13 protein-coding genes are annotated in these 18,643 nt (G+C 70.1%); 7 read left to right on the forward strand and 6 right to left on the reverse strand.

Translation table 11 applies throughout. The features are described from left to right. Positions 1-3: 3 nt before the first annotated feature. From POL25_RS23265 to POL25_RS23275, 3 genes are all read right to left on the reverse strand, one after another. Positions 4-1,689, reverse strand: a complete 1,686-nt coding sequence (locus POL25_RS23265; RefSeq protein WP_272088339.1) for a hypothetical protein — start codon at positions 1,687-1,689, stop codon at positions 4-6. Positions 1,690-1,751: 62 nt separating this feature from the next. After that, positions 1,752-2,600, reverse strand: a complete 849-nt coding sequence (locus POL25_RS23270) for an HTTM domain-containing protein (RefSeq protein WP_272088340.1) — start codon at positions 2,598-2,600, stop codon at positions 1,752-1,754. Then, the gene (locus POL25_RS23275) at positions 2,597-3,133 is read right to left on the reverse strand and encodes a hypothetical protein (protein ID WP_272088341.1); all 537 of its coding nucleotides are present in this window, start codon (positions 3,131-3,133) and stop codon (positions 2,597-2,599) included. The genes POL25_RS23270 and POL25_RS23275 overlap by 4 nt, the downstream gene beginning before the upstream one ends. Before the next feature lie 857 nt (positions 3,134-3,990). Here POL25_RS23275 and POL25_RS23280 point away from each other — a divergent pair. From POL25_RS23280 to POL25_RS23305, 6 genes are all read left to right on the forward strand, one after another. Continuing rightward, positions 3,991-5,418 carry a choice-of-anchor L domain-containing protein gene (locus POL25_RS23280; RefSeq protein WP_272088342.1) on the forward strand — a complete coding sequence of 476 codons (1,428 nt, stop codon included), beginning with the start codon at positions 3,991-3,993 and terminating at the stop codon, positions 5,416-5,418. A 251-nt stretch (positions 5,419-5,669) separates the two neighbouring features. Next, the gene (locus POL25_RS23285; RefSeq protein ID WP_272088343.1) at positions 5,670-6,818 is read left to right on the forward strand and encodes a hypothetical protein; all 1,149 of its coding nucleotides are present in this window, start codon (positions 5,670-5,672) and stop codon (positions 6,816-6,818) included. A 173-nt stretch (positions 6,819-6,991) separates the two neighbouring features. After that, positions 6,992-8,773: a serine/threonine-protein kinase gene (locus tag POL25_RS23290; RefSeq protein WP_272088344.1), complete on the forward strand. Its 1,782-nt coding sequence runs from the start codon at positions 6,992-6,994 to the stop codon at positions 8,771-8,773. 113 nt (positions 8,774-8,886) lie between these two features. Further along, on the forward strand, positions 8,887-9,621 hold the full coding sequence (locus tag POL25_RS23295) for a tetratricopeptide repeat protein (RefSeq protein WP_272088345.1): 735 nt from the start codon (positions 8,887-8,889) through the stop codon (positions 9,619-9,621). Positions 9,622-9,682: 61 nt separating this feature from the next. Then, complete coding sequence (locus tag POL25_RS23300) at positions 9,683-11,473, forward strand: ABC transporter substrate-binding protein (RefSeq protein ID WP_272088346.1); 1,791 nt, start codon at positions 9,683-9,685, stop codon at positions 11,471-11,473. 50 nt (positions 11,474-11,523) lie between these two features. Then, positions 11,524-13,236, forward strand: a complete 1,713-nt coding sequence (locus tag POL25_RS23305; protein WP_272088347.1) for a serine/threonine protein kinase — start codon at positions 11,524-11,526, stop codon at positions 13,234-13,236. Positions 13,237-13,245: 9 nt separating this feature from the next. Here the strand turns inward: POL25_RS23305 and POL25_RS23310 are convergent, their stop codons facing one another. From POL25_RS23310 to POL25_RS23320, 3 genes are all read right to left on the reverse strand, one after another. Next, a complete protein-coding gene (locus POL25_RS23310; RefSeq protein ID WP_272088348.1) occupies positions 13,246-14,001 on the reverse strand; it encodes a CPBP family intramembrane glutamic endopeptidase in 756 nt (251 codons plus the stop codon). Between the two features lie 563 nt (positions 14,002-14,564). Further along, on the reverse strand, positions 14,565-15,977 hold the full coding sequence (locus POL25_RS23315) for a histone H1-like repetitive region-containing protein (RefSeq protein WP_272088349.1): 1,413 nt from the start codon (positions 15,975-15,977) through the stop codon (positions 14,565-14,567). A gap of 236 nt (positions 15,978-16,213) precedes the next feature. After that, a complete protein-coding gene (locus POL25_RS23320) occupies positions 16,214-17,047 on the reverse strand; it encodes a methyl-accepting chemotaxis protein (RefSeq protein ID WP_269041115.1) in 834 nt (277 codons plus the stop codon). Between the two features lie 56 nt (positions 17,048-17,103). Here POL25_RS23320 and gltX point away from each other — a divergent pair, with 56 nt between their 5' ends. Further along, positions 17,104-18,594, forward strand: a complete 1,491-nt coding sequence (gene gltX / locus POL25_RS23325) for a glutamate--tRNA ligase (RefSeq protein WP_272088350.1) — start codon at positions 17,104-17,106, stop codon at positions 18,592-18,594. Positions 18,595-18,643: the final 49 nt, after the last annotated feature.

Below are 18,643 nucleotides of genomic sequence, written 5' to 3' on the forward strand. Positions count from 1 at the left end.
GCGTCAACCGGGTCCGAGGACGATCGGCGGCTCGATCAGGCCGGGGAGCGTGTCGGGGTGCGGATCGTCGGGGACGAGCTTCGGCTCGCCCGGATCGGCGCCGACCATGGTTCGCCAGCGCCGCGGTACCCGCCGCAGCGCGATCGGATAGAGGACGAGGGCGCCGTCGCGGCGGACGTGCAGGCGGACGAAATGTTTGAAGTCCTGGATCCGCAGCGACGAGAAGGCCTCGTTGCCGTGGCGGCGGAACAGGTTGACGGCGAGCAGCAGGTAGACACCGAAGATCAGCGAGCTGAACAGCCAGCCGAGGCCGAGCAGGATGACGAGGCCGATCCCGATCGCGGCGGCGCTGTCCCACGCGAGGCCGCAGGCGCCGGCGATCTGTCCTGCGAGCCAGGTGAGGGCGAGGACGGCGAAGGCGTGGGCGGCGGCGTGGACGAGGCCGGCGAGCCACCGCCGGTGGGCCCGGCGAGCGTCGGCGAACCACACCAGGGCGCCGGCGGTGGCGAGCAGCCACAGCGCGGCCCACGGTGAGCGCAAGAGGGCGGACGACATGTCCGAAAGGGCAGGTAGGAATTCGGCCGCCGGCGGGCCGTCGAGCGCGGCTCGCAGGTTCCAGCCGATGAGGAGGTAGAGGAGGCCGGTGACGGCGCCGAAGCTCGGGTTCTGCAGCGGGAAGGCGAGGTTGCGCCAGGCCAGGCGGCGCGAGGTCGCGGGATCGGGGAAGGCGCAGCGCAGGCCGTGGCCGCCGGCGAGCGGGTCGTCGTGAAGGACGTGGGTGGGGTGGAGGAAGGCGCCGCCGCCTCCGGCGGTGATCTTCTGGACGCGGCCGTCGGCGGTGGCGTGGCGGCGGTAATGGTGGAGGTCGCCGGACAGGAACACACGGATCCGCGGGCCGAACAGCCGCTCGAGGAAGGCGAGGTTGCCGTCGCGGACGCGGCGCAGCCGGGCCTTGCGATCGCGCTGCTCGTGGGCGCGGACCCAGTGCGGCTCGGCGGTGCAGAGGATGATGCGGGCGCGCGGGCCCATGCGTTCGGCGAGGGCGCGGAAGTAATCGACCTGGTGGGCGTCGATGTCGGAGCCGAGCTGGACGTCGACGCCGACGAGCCACCAGTCGTGCGGCAGGCGGGCGGCGAAGTAGCTGGCGCGCTGATGGATCTGCCAGCCGCAGAACCACCGCTTGTCGAGGAACAGCTTGGTGAAGGTGGCGAGGCTGTCGTACCAGTCGTGGTTGCCGGGCACGGCGAACAGCACGGGGTGCGGCGGGGCGCTGCGTTCGAAGGCGCACTCGTAGGGGAGGACCAGCCGCTGCTCGTAGGCGGTGCGGCTGGGGGTCGGGTAGACCTGATCGCCGCCGAACACGAGGACGCTGGCGCGCGGCAATTCGTAGGCGCGGCCGTGCGGGCCGTGGACGCGGAGGACCGGCCGCGTGGCCCAGTAGGCGACCGCGTAGGTCGGGTTCCAGCCGTCGCCCGAGTCGGCCACGAAGTCGAGCACGAGCTGGTCGCGGTGCGAGAAGTCAGTCAGCTCGTCCGGCGGCACCGGTCGCAGGAGCCGCCGATCGAGCTGGTCGCCGAGGGCCGTCGAGACCGCGACGCGCGCGGCCGTCTGCAGCAGCTGGACCGGCGCGTACCAGCGCACCATGTCCGCGGGGGCGTGGAGGTCGCGGGCGGTCGGGACGTCGGTCATGGCCGACCTCTCAGTATTGGAGAGGTCGCGCGGCGGTGCCAGGCGCGAGGCCGAGCTGTCCTTCAGGACAGTCGCGCCAGCAGCCGGCGCAACAGCGTGGGGCTGACGAACACGAGGTAGAGGCTGATCATCTGTAGGCTGAAATAAATCAGCTGGTACATGGTGACGGCGACCACGAGGTGGAGGCCGATGCCGAGCAGGAAGCCGAGCGGTCGCAGACGTCGTGGCAGGAGCAGCAGCGGCGCGAGCAGCTCGAAGCCGAGAGCGGCGTGTTGCAGAAGCGTCCACACGCCGGCGGGGAGGACGCGCAGCAGCCACGCGGCCGCCTCGGTGCAGTAGACGCCCTGGACCTGGACCCACAGCACGTCGTCGTAGGCGAGCCAGTCGCCCCGCAGCGCCTTGCACAGGCCGGAGGCGACGTAGTGGATCAGGAGCGAGACCTGGAGGACGCGGATCGGCCAGGCGGCGATCCTGGCCTCGGGGCCCTGTCCCGAAGGACCTGGCGCGAGGGCCAGGATCAGAAAGCCGAAGATGTAGAGGCGGTTGATCGTGAAGGCGCTGATCGGGTCGGCCAGCGAGACGTAGAGCAGGCCGGCGATGACGAGCCACGTGGCGGCGCGGCGGGCCCAGCCGAAGATGATGGCCAACATGGCGCCGAAGTAGACGGCGAAGAACGGGCCGAGCGTGGCGCGGGTGAGCAGCGGGACGTGCGGCGCGTAGTAAGCGTCGACGGCGGGCGTGGGGTGGTAGCCGACGGCAGTGAGCCACTCGCCGGCGTGCTGGGCCCAGGCGAAGGTGTAGAAGACCAGGGTGTAGGTGAAGGCCTGGCGGAAAGCGTCGAGCTGGATCGGGTCGACGGGCTCGTACCAGAACCGCTGCCAGCCCTCGCGCGCGCGGGCGACGAGGCTCATCGCGGACGCTCCGGGTAGTCGTGGACGGACAGGATCCGCCGCTCGTGGCGAGGCACCTGGGCGAGCGGCGGCCGGCGCCAGGCGCCCTGGGCGACGTCGTCGGGGCGCGGGACGAAGCCGGTCCAGACGAAGCGCAGGCCGACGATCGGCGCCAATTCGGGGTGCCTCCCGCGATCGCTGGCGACGAGGTAGTCGGCGACCTCGCGCCGGCCGGCGTCGCGCTGGACGCCCCAGGCGACGAGGAAGCGGTGCATCCGCGTGCGATGACCGAACGGCTCCATGGCGAAATCGAGGGTCTCGTCGAGCTGCTCCCACTCGGGGCGACCGGACCGGCGAACTTCGACGAAGTAGATGTTCCAGACCGTGGGCCGGTTGGGGAACAGACAGGCGATGTCGTGCCAGTCGTGCAGCAGCGCCGGCTCACCGGGCAGCTTGGCCCGCCACAGACCGTGGTAGGCGGTCGGCCCGATCCACAGGAGGATGAAGGCGGCGACGCACAGGCGATCGCGGAGGCGGGGACGGAGAGCGGTCATGCGCGCCGGAGGCCCTGGCCACCTCGTCTTGCCACGCCGGTCCGCACCTTGTCGAGCCCCGCGTGGCCGCAGCAACCTCGTCGAGCGGCGCTGGCGGGCCTGGTGCACGCGTCAGCCGAGCCGAGGGCGTGTTACCGTGAGCGATGGACGCGGCCTGCTCGCCCTGGCGCAGCAGCGGTCGGCGAGAGACGGGTGGCGACGTTGATCGAGTAGCAACGGACCTCGGTGTCGTGGGCGGGGCTGATCGAGCAGCGCGCAGCGAAGTGCTCGAGTCGCTACGCATGAAGGGCGGCGAGGCGGTCGCGCTGTCGCTTGCGCCGTTCGGGGCACCGGTGTCTCCCGTCGCTCTCCGGAACTGTCCCTGTCAACACGCTCGACGTGCGATTTGCTGGAGGCAATCCGGGTCGCGCTGCGAAGCTTGCGAGCACGACATGAAAAATCGCGGTCGAACGCCAACTGCGAACGCCTGAGGCTGGTGCGGCCGGGCCGCGCGCCGGGGTGCTGTTGAACCGCAGTCACGGCTCGCTCGAGCGGGCTGCTGCCGCGATCGGTCGTGGGTCGACATCCTCGCGTTCACTGGCTTTCACGCGTGGCGCGAGGGGATCACGAACGCCGACGAGCAGGCGCTTTTCGGCTCGCATCTGGAGCGAGTGGTCGGCGAATCGTTGCCTGCGGACGAGTGCAGACAGATGTCCTTTCGGACATATCGCTGCACGGTGCATGTCCACATGACGACGAATCCACGTCGCGGCTCGCGTGTGGAAACGCGCTAGCCGTGGCGCGCGGGTCTCTGATAGAAGCGAAGACGACCCCTCAAGGTCCTGACTTTTCTCTCGCGTAAGGATCCGATGATGACGATGAACAGTGATTGGCGTGTGACGGGACTCGGCCTCCTGGCCCTGCTCGGCGCGGCTTGCGGCGACAGTGTCGACAGCGGCATCACCGCTTCCGCCGGCAACACCTCGACCTCGGGCGATTCGACCGACGGCACGGCCACGACCTCGCCGGGCTCGAATTCCAACAGCGAAACCAACAACCCGACGTCGACCACCGCCGGCTCCGAGTCCAACTCCGACTCCGAGGGCGAGACCACCAGCGTCTCGACGACGGACGAGACGACCGAAGGCGGCACGAGCACGACGGATCCTGGCACGACGACGGACCCCGGCACCACGACCGATCCGGGCACCACGACGAGCACGACCGACCCCGTCGACACCACCACGACCACCGACACCACCGGCGTCGAGAGCACCACCACCGGCAACGAGACCGGCGGCGACGAGTGCCCGCTGGCGCAGATGCACCTGCCGTGCGACGCCGACTCCAACGAGGCCCTGCACGCGCTCGGCCTCAACTGCACCTCGCTCGGCGGGCAGTGGACCAACAACCAGAACGCGGTCACGGTCGCCAACGCGACCTTCCAGGCCGCGCCGGCGCAGGGCAACTTCCGCTCGTGGCAGGTCGCCAAGTCGTACGGCACCTATATCGACCCGAACACCAACGCGCCGTTCTGGGGTTCGCGCGAGGGCGACAAGGTCCTGCTCATCAGCTCGGGCCTGCTGCCGCAGCCGAACGGGCAGGGCGCGGTGATCGTGCAGGACGGCGACGTGTACAACGACGTCGCGATCGGCGGCCAGTGGGACTCGAACTCGATGCCCCCGCCGATGACCGCGGTCAACGGCAGCCCCGACCCGATGGGCTTCACCAACTGTGACGGCACCAACGACTGCTCGAACACCATCTCGGCGCAGTGGGCCCTCGGCGGCGGCAACGCCGAGGACAAGATGTGGTTCGGCTTCGAGGTGACCGCCCCGGCGATCGCCAGCGGCCAGATCGCCGACGCCAACGGCTACACCTTCGACTTCGCCTACTTCTCGGCCGAGTTCCCCGAGTACGTCGGCACCCAGTACAACGACATCTTCGTCGTCTGGCAGTCGTCGGAGGACTACACCGGCAACGTCACCTTCATCAACGGGCAGCCGCTCACGGTGACCGCGCTGTGGCCGATCGATTTCCAGGGCGAGTGCGACTTCTTCGACCCGAATTGTTCCGGGTCCGATCCGCACCTGCAGGGCACCGGCCACATCAACGACGGCGGCGCGACCGGCTGGTACAAGGCGACCGGCGGCGTGAAGCCGGGCGAGACTTTCTCGCTGACCTTCGCCATCTTCGACATGGGCGACTCGGACTTCGACACCACCGCGCTCCTCGACAACTGGTCGTGGGACTGCGAGGGTTGCGTGCCCAACGAGGTCGACGACTGCGGGGTCGCGCCGCAGTGAGGCGTGGCGGCGGCCGGTGAACGCGGCCGCGACACTCCACGCTCGACGTGAAGCACGGACCCCGGGACTCCCGGGGTTCGTCGCGATGGGTGGCCTCGCCGACCGCGTCGCGCTCGCAGAACAGCGTGAACATCAGGTGGGGTCGCGGTCGGGACCGCGGGATCGCGCCACGTCGGCCGTAGCGGCGGCTCGCGGGCGCGCGCGAAGTCCGCTTTACGTCCTGAGGGTCTCTCGCGTACCGTGCGGGCCGCATGCGTCGCCTCGCGGTCGTCCTCCTCCTGTCGTGCTCTTCTCTCGTCGCCTGTGCTCAGTTCGGCGCGCTGTTCGGCGCCAAGCCGCAGCAGCAGCCCGAGACTCAGGAGCAAGCGGCGGCGCGCGAGCGGGCCGCCGCGGCCGAGCAGCAGAAGGAGGAGCAGCGGCAGCAGGAGGCGGCGGCCGAGGCCGAGCGGAAGGAGCAGGCGCTGCTCGCCGAGCTCGACGCGGCGCGCGCCGGGGCGTCCTCCGGGACCGCGGACCCGGCCGCCGCGATCGCGTTCGTCGACAAGGTCCGCGCGCTCGATGGTTCGCAAGCGGCCGCCAGCGGCAAGGTCGACCTCGCGGTGCTGTCGCGCGAGGCGGCCGGCTACGTCGATGCGGCCATGCAGAAGGCGCCGAGCTTCGAGCTGCTGCGCGCGCTCGACTCGCTGCGCGGACCGGAGGCCGACGCTGCGTTCGTGCGCGCGTGTCCGGTCCTGCGGCCGAAGGTCCCGGCGCAGGCCGTGATCGGCTTCACCGGTGACTGTCTCAAGCGCGCCGGCGGCGAGGCCGCTCGCCTGAAGTGGTCCGGCGTGCAGAAGGATCTGGTCGCCTATCGCAAACACGAAGAGGCCGAGCTCCGGCGCGCGCGCGAGGAGGAGGCCCGGCGCGCCGAGGAGGAGGCCGCGCGGGCCAAGGAAGAGGCGGCCCAGGCGTCGCGCGGCGAGAGCTACGTCGCGGCCGCCGTGTTCGCCGCCGGGCGCTGCAACTTCGGCAACTGCGCCAAGGACGGCTGGACCGTGAACACGCCCGAGGGCGACGTGAAGGTCCGCTGCAACTTCGGCAACTGCCTCAAGGAAGGTTGGGTCGCCGACTTTCCTGGTGGCAAGAGCGCCCGCACGACCTGCAGCTTCGGCGACTGCTTCAAGGACGGCTGGCGCACCGACCTGCCCGACGGCCAGAGCGCGAGCACCCGCTGCAGCTTCAACAATTGCCCCAAGGACGGCTGGAGCACCGACATCCCCGGCCTCGGGACCGCGACCACGCGCTGCAACTTTCAAGACTGTCTCAAGGACGGCTGGACCACCGACCTGCCGCGCGGCGGTCAGGTCCGCTGTCGCTGCAACTTTCAGGACTGTCTGAGCAATGGCGCCACTTGTGATTAGTTCGGCCGCGGGGCCTTGCCTGCCTGTCATCCAGGTGTCTTCGGCGCGGACTGCGCGGGGCGCGAATCTGGAGACGTCCGCCGATCGGAACTGTGACGCGACAGCGAGGGGTCGCGCGGATATAGTGAGTCCGGATAGCTGCGGCGCCGCTCCAGCGCCGTGACAAGCGCTTTATGACGACCCGGCGACAGCCTCGCGCCAACCGAGAACCGGTCGATCCTCTCATCGGGGCGACCATCGCCGGCAAGTACCACATCACCCGATTGCTCGCGCGGGGCGGCATGGGTCTCGTCTACCTGGCGCGGCAGATGTCGCTCGAGGGCGGCGAGAGGGACGTCGTCGTCAAGGTGCTCGCGCCCAACTGGATCGACAACGCCGAGGCCGTCGGCCGCTTCGAGCGCGAGGGCCAGCGGCTCGGCGAGCTGCAGCACGCCAACATCGTCACGCTGCACGACTGCGGCCACGAGAACGGCGTCGCTTATCTGGTGATGGAGTACCTCGCGGGCGAGCTGCTGAGCGACTACCTCGCGCGCAAGGGTCGGCTGACGGTCGAGGAGTTCGTGCCGATCGCCGCCCAGATCTTGAAGGGCATCGGCTACGCCCACTCGCGCGGGCTCATGCACCGCGACCTCAAGCCGAGCAACATCATGTTGATGGTCCGCAAGGGCCGCGCCAACTACGTCAAGATCCTCGACTTCGGCATGGCCAAGTTGGTCGAGGGCGAGCGCGAGGTGACGGCCGAGCAGATCGTCGGCACCGCCAACTACATCTCGCCGGAGCAGATCCGCGGCGAGACGCTCGACGTGCGGGTCGACGTCTACGCGCTCGGGATCCTGTTCTACTCCATGCTCGCGGGGCGCTTGCCGTTCGAGGGCGAGGGCAACGCGGCGCTGCTCTACAAGCACGTGCATCAGGCCCCGCCGCTGCTGGGCGACGTCCTGCCGCCGAACCACGGCGTGCCCGACGATCTGATCGCCATGGTCCACCGCTGCCTGGCCAAGCAGGTCGACGAGCGGCCGGCCGACGCCAACGAGATGGTCGAGGCGATCATCGATTCGTGCCCGGCTTCGATGTTCCACCTGCCCGTCGCCGAGGGCGTGGCCGCGACTTCGCACGCGACCGGCAGCATGGTCGCCACGCCGACCTCCGACCTGCTGCGCACCGCGCCGTATCGGACCCGCGGCACCGGCCGCATGCGGCCGGTGGTGATGCCGACGATCCCGCCGTCGCAGGCGAGCGGCGGCTTCTCCACCACGATGATCGCGCCGGAGCCCGACCGGGGCACGCGCACCTGGGCGCTGATCGGCGGCGCGGTCCTGGCGGTGCTGCTCGGCGGCATCGCCACGGCGGCGCTGTGGAACGGCGGCGGCAGCACGACCCCGGCGGTCGGCACCGGCGTGACCGACGAGAAGCGCCTGGCCGCCCAGCTCGATCAGGTCGAGCGCGAGATCCTCGGCGGCGAGTTCGACAAGGCCCGCCGCCACCTCGACGGCATGGCCCGCGACCTCGAGCCGTACCCGGTGCTCAGGCGGCGGGCGGAGACGAGCCTGACCCGGATCGCGGTCGCCAGCACGCTCGGGCTGGCGCATCGGCTCGAGAAGGAGGGCAACCTCCCGGCGGCCATCAGCGCCTATCGCGACATCCTCGCCATCGAGGCCAGCCACGCCGAGGCCAAGGCCTCGATCGCCCGCCTCACCGTCGCCGTCGATCCGCCGGCGCCCGAGCCCGAGGCCGAGCCGAGCGGGCAACCCAGGCCCGGCGCCGGCAAGGCCCGCCCGGGCGCGGTGAAGCCTGGCGGTCGTCCGGAGCCCGCGGGCACGCCGGCGCCCGTCGAACCGGCGCCCGAGCCCGCGGGGGCGAAACAGCCCGCGCCGGCGCCGGCCAAGGATCCGTTCTTGCCGGTCGCGAAGAAGGACGACGGCGGTATCTTCCTACCTGTCGGAGGCAACAAGTGATGCGAGGTCGCGCGCGAGACCGTAGAGGTTCGCAACGTGGGGTCGCCGCGGCGCTGGCGGCGTCGCTGGTCTTCGGGGTCGCCCCCGGAACTCAGGGACAGGTCCTTGCGGCCATGTCCTTTGCGACAGGTCCCAGCGAGCAGGCGGCGAACCAGCCGTCGGCCGCCGACCTGAGCGCGCAGGCGATCGAGCGCTTCCAGGCCCGCGACTACGACGCGGCGGTGCGCCTGTTCGAGGAGGCGTACGCGATCGACCGGGTGCCGAACTACCTGTTCAACATCGGCCGCGTGTACGAGGAGAAGGGCGACATCCGCTCGGCGGTCGACTACTACCAGCGCTTCGTCAAGGAGCCGGGGGTCGAGATCGAGGCGCGCGACCTGGCGCTGCAGCGGCTGCGGGTGCTCAAGGGCATCCTGCAGGAGACCGACCCGGCCGCCAAACCGGCGCCGGTGGCGGCGACGCCGGAGCCGGTGGTCGAGGGCCCGAAGCCCGCGCCCGAGCCGCCCCGGCCGGCCCCGCCCGACCCGAAGTGGCGGACCATGAAGCTCACCGGCGCCGGCCTGCTCGGGGCCGGCGGCGGGGCGCTGATCGTCGGCGCGGTCCTCGGCGGGCTGACGCTGAGCAAGCAGAACCAGCTCGACACCACCCACGACTGGGCGGCTCGCCAGGACCTCGTGCAGGGCGGGCAGCGCCTGGCCGTCGCCACCGACGTGCTCCTCATCGGCGGCGCCGTGGTCGCGCTGACGGGGGCGATCCTGCTGGGCGTCGGCGTCAGCAAGGGCAAGTCGAAAAACGTGGCCGAGCGCCGCGTCCTGCCCACCGGCACCGGCCTGGTCGCCCGCTTCTGAGTACTCGCTTCGCTTGTCCTGGAGGTCGCCCGTGTTCACCGCGCCGTTATCGCTTCGCTCGTTGTCGCTGGGGCTCGCCGGGCTCTCGTGCGGCCTGGTCTTTGGGGCATGTACGGCGCTGACCGAGTTCGCCGACTGCAAGCTCGACGAGGACTGCGCCGGCGCGGGCAACGGCTACGTGTGCGGCGCGGGCAACAAGTGCGTGCCGGGCGAGAGCGGGACCACCACCGGCGATCCGGGCCCCGGCCCGACGACGTCGCTGCCCACTACCTCGACCACCGAGCCGCCGATCACGACCACGACAGGGACCGAGACCGATCCGATCACGGGCACGAGCACCACCGAGACGGTCACGACGACCGACAGCGAGACCGACACCGAGACGACGACGACCGGCGGGCAGCTGGCCTGCACGAGCCACGGCGAGTGCGTGGCGGCCCTCGGCGGCGATCACGTGTGCGGCAAGACGGGCGTGTGCGTGTCGGCGCTGACGGCCGAGTGCCAGACGTTCCACTGGCCGGACGAACAGCCGACCGACAAGGTCGTGTTCATCGGCTCGATCATGGCGACCTCGCCGCCGTTCGACGCGCTGGTGCTGCCGCTGCAGAACGCGGTCCAGCTGGCGGTCGAGGACTTCAACGCCAACACCGACCTGCCCGGCGAGTTCAAGATCGCGTGGATCGGCTGCGACGACGCGGGCTCCGGCGCGAAGGCGACGGCCGCGCTGACGCACCTCGGCGAGACCATCGGCGCGCCGGTGGTGGTCGGGCCGATCTTCAGCGAGCTGGTGCTGCACCTGGCCGAGCAGGCCAAGGCCAGCGGGACGCTGCTGATCTCGCCGACGGCGTCGGCCAAGGAGATCACGGGGCTCGACGACGACGGCCTGGTGTGGCGCACCATCCCGAGCGACGTCTATCAGGCCAACGCGTTCGCCGATCGCATCCCGCAGCTGACGCCGAAGCCGGAGAAGGTCGCGCTGCTCTACAAAGACGACGCTTACGGCACCTCGATGCACGAGGACGCGGTCGACCGGCTGGAGCTCGACAACCCGGCCATCGAGGTCACGTCGCACGTGTACCCGAACCCGGTCGGCCTGACCGAGGCCCAGCTGCTGCAGCAGTATGGCACGGTGATCGCCAACGCGTGGGGCAGCCCCGGCGATCACCCGGACACGATCGGCATCATCGGCACGACCGAGGCCACCCGCATCATCCTCGGCTTCATGAACGCGTGGTCGGCCGAGAACCCCGATCCGCCGCTACCGCGCTTCGTCGTGTCGCACGGGGTCGTCGCGGCCTTGCCCGACCTCATCGCCGCCGCCCCGGGGCCGCTCAAGCCGGCGCTGCTGCAGATCACCGAGGGGGTCGCGCCGATCATCTTCGATGAGGCGAACTTCAACAACTTCAACATCCGCTACAAGATCCGCTTCAACGACCAGGCCCCGATCACGGCCGCGTCGCTCAGCTACGACGGCGCGATGGTGATGATGTTGGCGATGGCCGGCGTGCCCGAAGGCGAAACCGTGACCGGCAAGGGCGTCGCCGCTGCGATCGCCAAGCTGGTCGACAAGGAAGAGGGCACCGCGGTCAGCTTCGGCGAGGTGATGGGCCTGTCGCTCACCTTCATCAAGAAGGCCCGCGACATCCTCGTGACCGGGGGGACAGTGGACCTCAAGGGCGTCAGCGGTGCGCTCGACTTCGACCTCGCGACCGGCGAGGTGCGCGTGAACCTGCTCGGTTGGGGGATCGACGAGGACATGGGCATGCCCGGCTTCGGGGTGCTGGACCCCAAGCGCATGTACGTGCTGGCGCCCCCGCCGAGCACGGAGGGCATGTGGGTGGATCTACCGTAGTGGGCGCCGTCGCTCCCGCGGTCGCGCTATAGTCGGAAGCTGAGGCTTCCGTGGAACCCAGTCGCTTCCGCCATTCCCTCGATCCGGCCCCCAGGGCGCGGATCGGGGGCAAGTATGAGATCGATCGCCTGATCGCTCGCGGCGGCGTCGGGGTGCTCTATCTGGCACGCGACCTCGAGAAGCAGCGCGAGGTCGTGATCAAGTTCCTCGCAGGGCACCTGGCCGGCGAAGAAGAAGCGAGCGCCCGCTTCGATCGCGAGGTCGAGCGCCTCGGGGCGATCCAGCACCCCAACATCGTCGAGGTCCTGGATCACGGGCACGAGAACGGGGCGCCGTTCCTGGTCATGGAGTACCTGTCGGGCGAGCCGCTGCTGACGTACCTGAACCGCAGGGGCCACCTGCCGCTGGCGGAGTTCGTGCCGATCGCGGCGCAGATCCTGAAGGCTCTCGGCTACGCGCACGGACGCGGGCTGATGCACCGCGACATCAAGCCTGCCAACATCATGCTCATCACCCGCAAGGGTCGGGCCAACTTCGTCAAGCTGCTCGACTTCGGCATGGCCAAGCTGGTCGAGGGCGAACGCGACATCACGTCGGAGCAGGTGCTCGGCACGGCCAACTACATGGCGCCGGAGCAGGTCCGCGGCGAGCCGCTCGACGAGCGCGTCGACGTGTACGCGTGCGGCCTGCTGTTCTACCGCATGCTGGCGGGCGCGCTGCCGTTCGTGGCCGACAACAACTCGGCGCTGCTCTACAAGCAGGTCCACGAGCTGCCGCCGCCGCTGGCGGACAAGCTGCCGCCCGGCAGCGAGGTGCCGTCCGCGCTGGCGCAGCTGATCGATCGCTGCATCGCCAAGGACCCAGAGACGCGCCCGCTCGACGCCAACGTGCTGACCGAGGCGCTGGTCGCCTGCGTGCCGGCGCAGCTGTTCCGCCTGCCGCTGGCAGAGGGCGGCGATCCGAGCGCGACGGCGTCGACGCTGGCGATGACGCCGGAGCTGTCGCCGGCGATGAGCACGGCCGGGCGCGAGCTGCCGTCAGGGTCGATGCGGCCGATGTCCCGCAAGCGGCGACAGTCGGCGGTGGTGACCCGCAGCGTCAGCGGGGCCGACCTGACGCTCGACGGCGAGGGTCCTTCGATCACCGCGGCGATGCCGACGCAGTCGCCCAGCTCGGCGACGCGCTGGATCGCTATCGCAGCGGCGGTGCTGGCAGCCCTGGCGGTGGTGATCGTGATTCGGGGCGGCGGGGCAGGGGACGCGCCGAGCGCGGTCACCGACAAGATCGATCCGTCGCGGGTGGCGGCGCGCCTCGATCAGGTCGACGCGCGGATCCTCGACGGTGATTTCGGCAGGGCGCGCGAGCAGCTCGAGGCGGTCCGCGATCAGCTGCACGCGCTGCCGGGAGGCGAGAGCCGGGCGTCGGCGCAGGAGCGCAAGATCGCGGTGCTCATCGGCCTGCAGGTGGCGCGGCAGTTCGAGCAGGCGGGCGACCGCGGCGCGGCCGAGAAGGCGTACCGCGACGTGCTGGTGCTCGACGGCGGCAACGTCGACGCGCGGGCCGGGATGGCCCGCGTGCAGGCGGGGCCGAAGCTGGCCGAGGTCGTGGAGCTCGAGGAGCCGAAGCCGAAGCCGAAGCCGAAGCCAAAGGCCGGCGAGGCCAAGCCGGCGACCAAGACCGGGGCGGCGAAGGCCGACCCCAAGCCCGATCTGCCGGCGAAGAAATCGACGGACTCGATCTTCCTGCCGACCAGCAAGAAGTGACAGCGCCACTCAGCCGTGCAGGCTGAGCACGTAGACGTCGTAGAGCGCGTGGGTCCAGGCGGCCACGGCGAAGCCGCGCAGCTGATAGATGAGGGCGAAGAACAGGCCGGCGAGGGTGCGGTAGACGAAGGCGGCGTAGGTGAAGGGCTCGCCCGCGGGGCCGACGTGGTGCGCGAGGCTGAAGATCAGCGACGACAGCACGAGGGCGCCGAGCCAGGCCCGCCGCCGGCCGGTCAGGCCCGACAACAGAAAGCCGATGCCGCCCATGCCGATCACGCGGAAGATGAGCTCCTCGTGCAGGCCGGCGCCGGCGGAGATGACGGCGATGTCGGCGACGCTGGTGCGGGCCTGGATCGCCAGGCCGGGCACGAGCTCGGCGAAGCGGTGGATCACGAGCAGGATGAGGGTGCCCATGGTCGAGGCGTAGAAGCCCGACTCGACCAGCATCGGCACGAACCGCTGGGGACTGAAGCGGCCGTAGCTGCGCAGGATGACGAGGATCGCGGCGTAGCCGAGCAGCCCCGCCCCGAGCGCGGCCATGTAGTTGCCGAGGTCGCGGGCGCACAGCTCGATCAGCGACTTGGTGACGAAATCGACGCCGTTGAGCCCGAGACCGCCGGAGCCGAGGATCCCGAGCTGATAGACGAGCAACAGCGGGAACACGAGGACGGCGCTGGTGAACGGATCGATCCGCGCCGAGAAATGGTCCCAGAAGGCGCTCCGCGCGCGAGGCGGCGGCGGCCGAGGCGGCTGTGCACGGGCCATGTCCAGCCAAGCCTGCGCGAGCCAGCGTCAGCCGCCAAGCAATCGGCCAAAACGACCCGGCTGCGGGGAGAGAGCCCGGCGGACCCGGGGAGTGCGCCGGGGCGGCCAGGCGCGGCGGCGGGGCGGCGCGCATTTGCGCGGGAGCCGGGAGCGCGAAATCGGGCGGCGCGTGACGGCCAAGAGGCAGCGGGCCCTGGGGGCGCGGTTTGGAGCGTTGCGCGGGCTCGCGTGACGAGCGGCCGACGGGCGCGGTCTGGGGGCGCTGCACCGGCCAATGTGGCCGAGAGCGGCGAGCCCCGACGGGCAGGGCTCGGAGTTGCTGCGTGGACCAGTGTGGCGACCAAACGCAGCGAGCCCCGACGGGTTGGGCTCCGAACTGCTCGGTCAGCGTGGCGACCAACGCAGCGAGCCCCGACGGGCGGGGCTCGGAGCGCTGCATGGGTCAGCGTGGCGACCAGACGTAGGCGAGCCCTGAGGGGCGGGGCTCGGAGCGCTGCAGTGGTCAGCGTGGCGACCAAACGCAGCGAGCCCCGACGGGCGGGGCTCGGAGCGGGCGCGGGGAGCTACTTGCGCTTCCCGGGCTTTTTGACGGGCTTCTTGGCGGCCGGCTTCTTGGCAGCCGGCTTCTTCGCCGCGGGCTTCTTCGCCGCGGGCTTCTTGGCCACGGGCTTCTTGGCGGCCGGCTTCTTCTTCGCGGCGGCCTTCTTCGCGGCGGCCTTCTTGGCGATCGGCTTCTTCGGGGCCGGCTTCTTGGCGGCGGCCTTCTTGACGATCGGCTTCTTCGCCGCGGGCTTCTTGGCGACCGGCTTCTTCGCCGCGGGCTTCTTGGCGACTGGCTTCTTCGCCGGGGTCTTCTTGGCGACCGGCTTCTTCGCCGCCGGCTTCTTCGCGACCGGCTTCTGCTTCTTGGCCTTCTCGGCTTCCTTGACCTTCTTGGCCTTCTCGCCCTCTTTTTGCTTCTTGGCCTTCTCTTTGGCCTTTTCGGCGTCCTTGGCCTTCTTCGCCTTGTCGGCCTCCTTGGCCTTTCGGCCGGCCTCCTTCTCGGCGACCTTCTTGACCTTCTCGGCCTCCTGGGCCTTCTTGCGGTCCTCGGCCTCGCGCTTGGCGGACTCCTTGGCCTCGATGGCGTCTTGCTTCTTCTGCTCGGCGTCGAGGCGCTTCTGCTCGGCGGCGCGGGTGCGCTCCTCTTCCTTGCGGCGCTTCTCGTCTTCCTTGGCCTGCTTGGCGGCGTTGCGGGCCTGCTCTTTTTCGAGCTTCAGGCGCTCGCGGTCCTCTTCCTTGCGGCGCTTCTCGTCTTCCTTCTCCTTGCGCTTGCGGTCGCGCTCGGACTCGCGGCGGACGCGGTCTTCCTCGCGGCGCTGGGCCTCCAGGACCTTGCGCTGCTCGGCGGCGGCCCGCTTCTCGGCGTCTTCTTCGGCCTGGCGGCGCTCGCGCTGGGCGGCGATCTCCTCGGGCGAGGGGCCCATCTCGAGGCCCAGCAGCTGGCGGACTTCGTCGCCCGAGACCCGCTCGCCGCGGCGCTCGTCCGCCGTCTCGCCCCGGCCGTGGACCAGGAGTCGCGCGAGATCGCTGCGGAACATCAACTCCGCCTTGTTATCGCCCATCAGCTCGCTGACGTAGCCGACGCCGAACGTGGGATGGACGATGATCTGATGGAGCTGGAGAAGCGCCTTGGGGCTGTACCGAACGGCGTTATTCACGTCGTACGTGTGGACCCCGTCGAGCCAGGACAATTTCTTCATACTCTTGCGCCGGGACACGCTCAGCGGCTCCGGGCTCTCGTCGTCCCGGCCCCGCGGAGGCTTGAAGGAGTGGATATCGCCGCAGACGCCGCACTGAACGCGGCGAATTTCGTCGCCGTAGCTCTCGAGGATGACGTGCGTGGTATCGGCGCGACACTTGGGGCAGTAGGCCTCAGTTTCGCCGCCGTTCGAGCTCTGGTTGCCACCAAAGTGGCTCTCGAAGATCTGGTCCATGGCTTAATCTCCGGACCGAAGCCGCTGGGCCAGTGACGTAGCATGCCCGGATTTGGAAGTACAAGCCCAAACGAAAGGATTTTGCCGAACCGGACCTGTCCGACCGGGCAGGCCACGGCCGATGCTCATAAGGCCGTCCGCTCGCGCGATTGTCTGCAAGGGCCGCGAGTGCCCGCGATTCTCGGGTTTGGAGCGGGAGTCTCTTGGATCCGTGCCCATGGGACAGGTCCTCCGGGTCATACGGAAAGCGGCGGATCGCCCTCGCTGGTGCCCGCAGCGCCGCTCCCCCGCGCTCGCCCGAACTCTTCGCCGTGGCCCTCGCCAGGCTCGAGGCCCATCGTCTGCATCAGCTTGCGAACGTCGGTGACGGTGCCTTTGGCCCGATCGGCGAGCGTTCCGAGCTCGCGGCAGACGACGCGGAATGCGCGGCCGTACTCGCCCGCCTGCGCGGCGATGATGTTGCCGTTGAGCGCCAGCAGCTGCAGTCGGCGGGCGACGTCGTCGAGGAAATGGATCACGCCCTCCATGCCGTCGGCGGCCTCCTCCTGGGCCGCCGTGCGCTGCTCGACGCCGATCCGCGCCGCCGCGACCAGCGACTCGTAGAAGGACTGCTCCGACTGGAACGCCTCGATCATGCCGATCGGGGCCGTCTCGTCGGGCGAGGTGGTCGGGTAGAGCGGGCGCGCGGTGACCAGGTAGACGAGGCCGTTGCGCTTCAGCGAGCCCTTGAAGATCTCGCGCTTTCGCAGCACCACGTCGACAAGCTCGGCGTCGGCGTAACCGCCGATTTCACCGGGCTTGCCGACGCCGAGGGCCGACGTCGAGGCGATCCGGCGGTTGCCGTGGTAGAGCGTGATGCCGAGGCTCGTGGCGCGGGCGAGCAGCGGCAGCAGGGTGTTGTCCTGATCGAGGACGGTGTCGCCCGCGCGCAGGCGACCCTCGACGCGGTGCAGCCGACCGAGCCGCCGGATCACGTTGTCGCACAGCTCGGTGGCCGAGACCCCCCGGTCGAGGATGCGGCGCCGGATCACCGACCACACCGCGTTGAAGATCTGGGTCTCGGTCGTCATTTCGCTCACGTACCCGCAGTGTACTGGGCCCTGCGGCCCCGTGGTAGGAGCCCGTCATGACTGCACAAGACGGCGCGCGGCCGCCTGGGCGCCTGCCTCCGCGCGTGCGGATCGCCCCGAGCCCGACCGGCGACCCGCACGTCGGCACGGCCTACATCGCCCTGTTCAACTACGTGTTCGCCCGCAAGTACGGCGGCACCTTCATCCTCCGGATCGAGGACACCGATCAGGAGCGCTACACCGCCGGCAGCGAAGCGGCCATCTTCGAGGCGCTGCGCTGGCTCGGGCTCGAGTGGGACGAGGGCCCCGACGTCGGCGGCCCGCACGGCCCGTACCGCCAGTCGGAGCGGCTGCCGCTGTACCGGCGGGAGATCCAGAAGCTGGTCGAGAAGGGCGAGGCGTACCCGTGCTTCTGCACCAAGGACCGGCTCGATCAGCTGCGGCGCGAGCAAATCGCGGCCAAGCAGTCGACGCTCGGCTACGACGGCAAGTGTCGCTCGCTTTCGCCCGCCGAGGCCTCGGCGCGCATGGCCGCCGGCGAGGCCCACGTGGTCCGGCTGCGCGTGCCCGACGACGGTGAGACCGTGTTCGTCGACCACCTGCGCGGCGAGCTGCGGTTCGAGAACCGGCTCATCGACGATCAGGTGCTGTTCAAGTCGGACGGCTTCCCGACCTACCACCTGGCCAACGTGGTCGACGACCATCACATGGGCGTGACCCACGTGATCCGCGGCGAGGAGTGGATCACTTCGACGCCGAAGCACGTGCTGCTCTACCGGGCCTTCGGCTGGGACGCGCCCGAGTTCTTCCACCTCGGCCTGCTGCGCAACGAGGACAAGTCGAAGCTCTCGAAGCGCAAGAACCCGGTCTCGGTGTTCCACTACCGCGACCTCGGCTACCTGCCCGAGACCCTGCTGAACTTCATGGCCTGCCTCGGCTACAGCATGGGCGAGGACCGCGAGCGCTTCACGGTCGACGAGATGATCGCCCACTTCGACTGGTCGCGCGTCAGCGCCGGCGGGCCGGTGTTCGACCAGAAGAAGCTCGAGGCGTTCGACGGCGCCGACATCCGGGCGATGTCGGTCGACACGCTCTACGACCGGCTGATGGAGCGCACCCTGTCGCGCGAGCGCATGCTGCCGCTCCTGGCCCAGGCGCAGGAGCGGGTCAACCGGCTCGACGACTTCATCCCGTACCTGACCTTCTTCTTCGGCGGCAGCCTCGACTACGGGCCGGTGCTCGACAAGCTCAAGGTCAAGGACCGCACCCCGGCCGAGGTCGCGACCACGCTCGAGGCGTTCGCGCAGGACATCGAGCGCGACGCCGAGGCCCGCGCCTTCACGGCGACCGCCCTCGACGCGTTCGCGCGCGGGTTCTGCCAGCGGAGCGGGTGGAAGAACAAGGACCTGTTCATGCTGCTGCGGATCGCCATCACCGGCCGCACCGCCTCGCCGTCGCTGTTCGACACCATGGCGCTGTGCGGCAAGGACCGCTGCCGCCTGCGCCTGCGCGACGTCGTCACGCTGCTGCGGGCGCAGCCGGGCTGATAGCGCATGTCCGAGGGGGCATGTCCTCGCGGGCATGCTCCTCGGGACA

The organism is Nannocystis bainbridge, from assembly GCF_028368995.1.
In the GTDB taxonomy this organism is placed as follows: domain Bacteria; phylum Myxococcota_A; class Polyangia; order Nannocystales; family Nannocystaceae; genus Nannocystis; species Nannocystis bainbridge.

Bases quoted from the DNA above. Each gene is read 5' to 3' on its own strand.
- POL25_RS23290 (WP_272088344.1), top strand. From the start codon at position 6,992: ATGACGACCCGGCGACAGCCTCGCGCCAACCGAGAACCGGTCGATCCT.
- POL25_RS23265 (WP_272088339.1), bottom strand. From the start codon at position 1,689: ATGACCGACGTCCCGACCGCCCGCGACCTCCACGCCCCCGCGGACATG.
- POL25_RS23295 (WP_272088345.1), top strand. From the start codon at position 8,887: ATGTCCTTTGCGACAGGTCCCAGCGAGCAGGCGGCGAACCAGCCGTCG.
- POL25_RS23310 (WP_272088348.1), bottom strand. From the start codon at position 14,001: ATGGCCCGTGCACAGCCGCCTCGGCCGCCGCCGCCTCGCGCGCGGAGC.
- POL25_RS23285 (WP_272088343.1), top strand. From the start codon at position 5,670: ATGCGTCGCCTCGCGGTCGTCCTCCTCCTGTCGTGCTCTTCTCTCGTC.
- POL25_RS23320 (WP_269041115.1), bottom strand. From the start codon at position 17,047: ATGACGACCGAGACCCAGATCTTCAACGCGGTGTGGTCGGTGATCCGG.
- POL25_RS23270 (WP_272088340.1), bottom strand. From the start codon at position 2,600: ATGAGCCTCGTCGCCCGCGCGCGCGAGGGCTGGCAGCGGTTCTGGTAC.
- POL25_RS23280 (WP_272088342.1), top strand. From the start codon at position 3,991: ATGAACAGTGATTGGCGTGTGACGGGACTCGGCCTCCTGGCCCTGCTC.
- gltX (WP_272088350.1), top strand. From the start codon at position 17,104: ATGACTGCACAAGACGGCGCGCGGCCGCCTGGGCGCCTGCCTCCGCGC.
- POL25_RS23275 (WP_272088341.1), bottom strand. From the start codon at position 3,133: ATGACCGCTCTCCGTCCCCGCCTCCGCGATCGCCTGTGCGTCGCCGCC.
- POL25_RS23315 (WP_272088349.1), bottom strand. From the start codon at position 15,977: ATGGACCAGATCTTCGAGAGCCACTTTGGTGGCAACCAGAGCTCGAAC.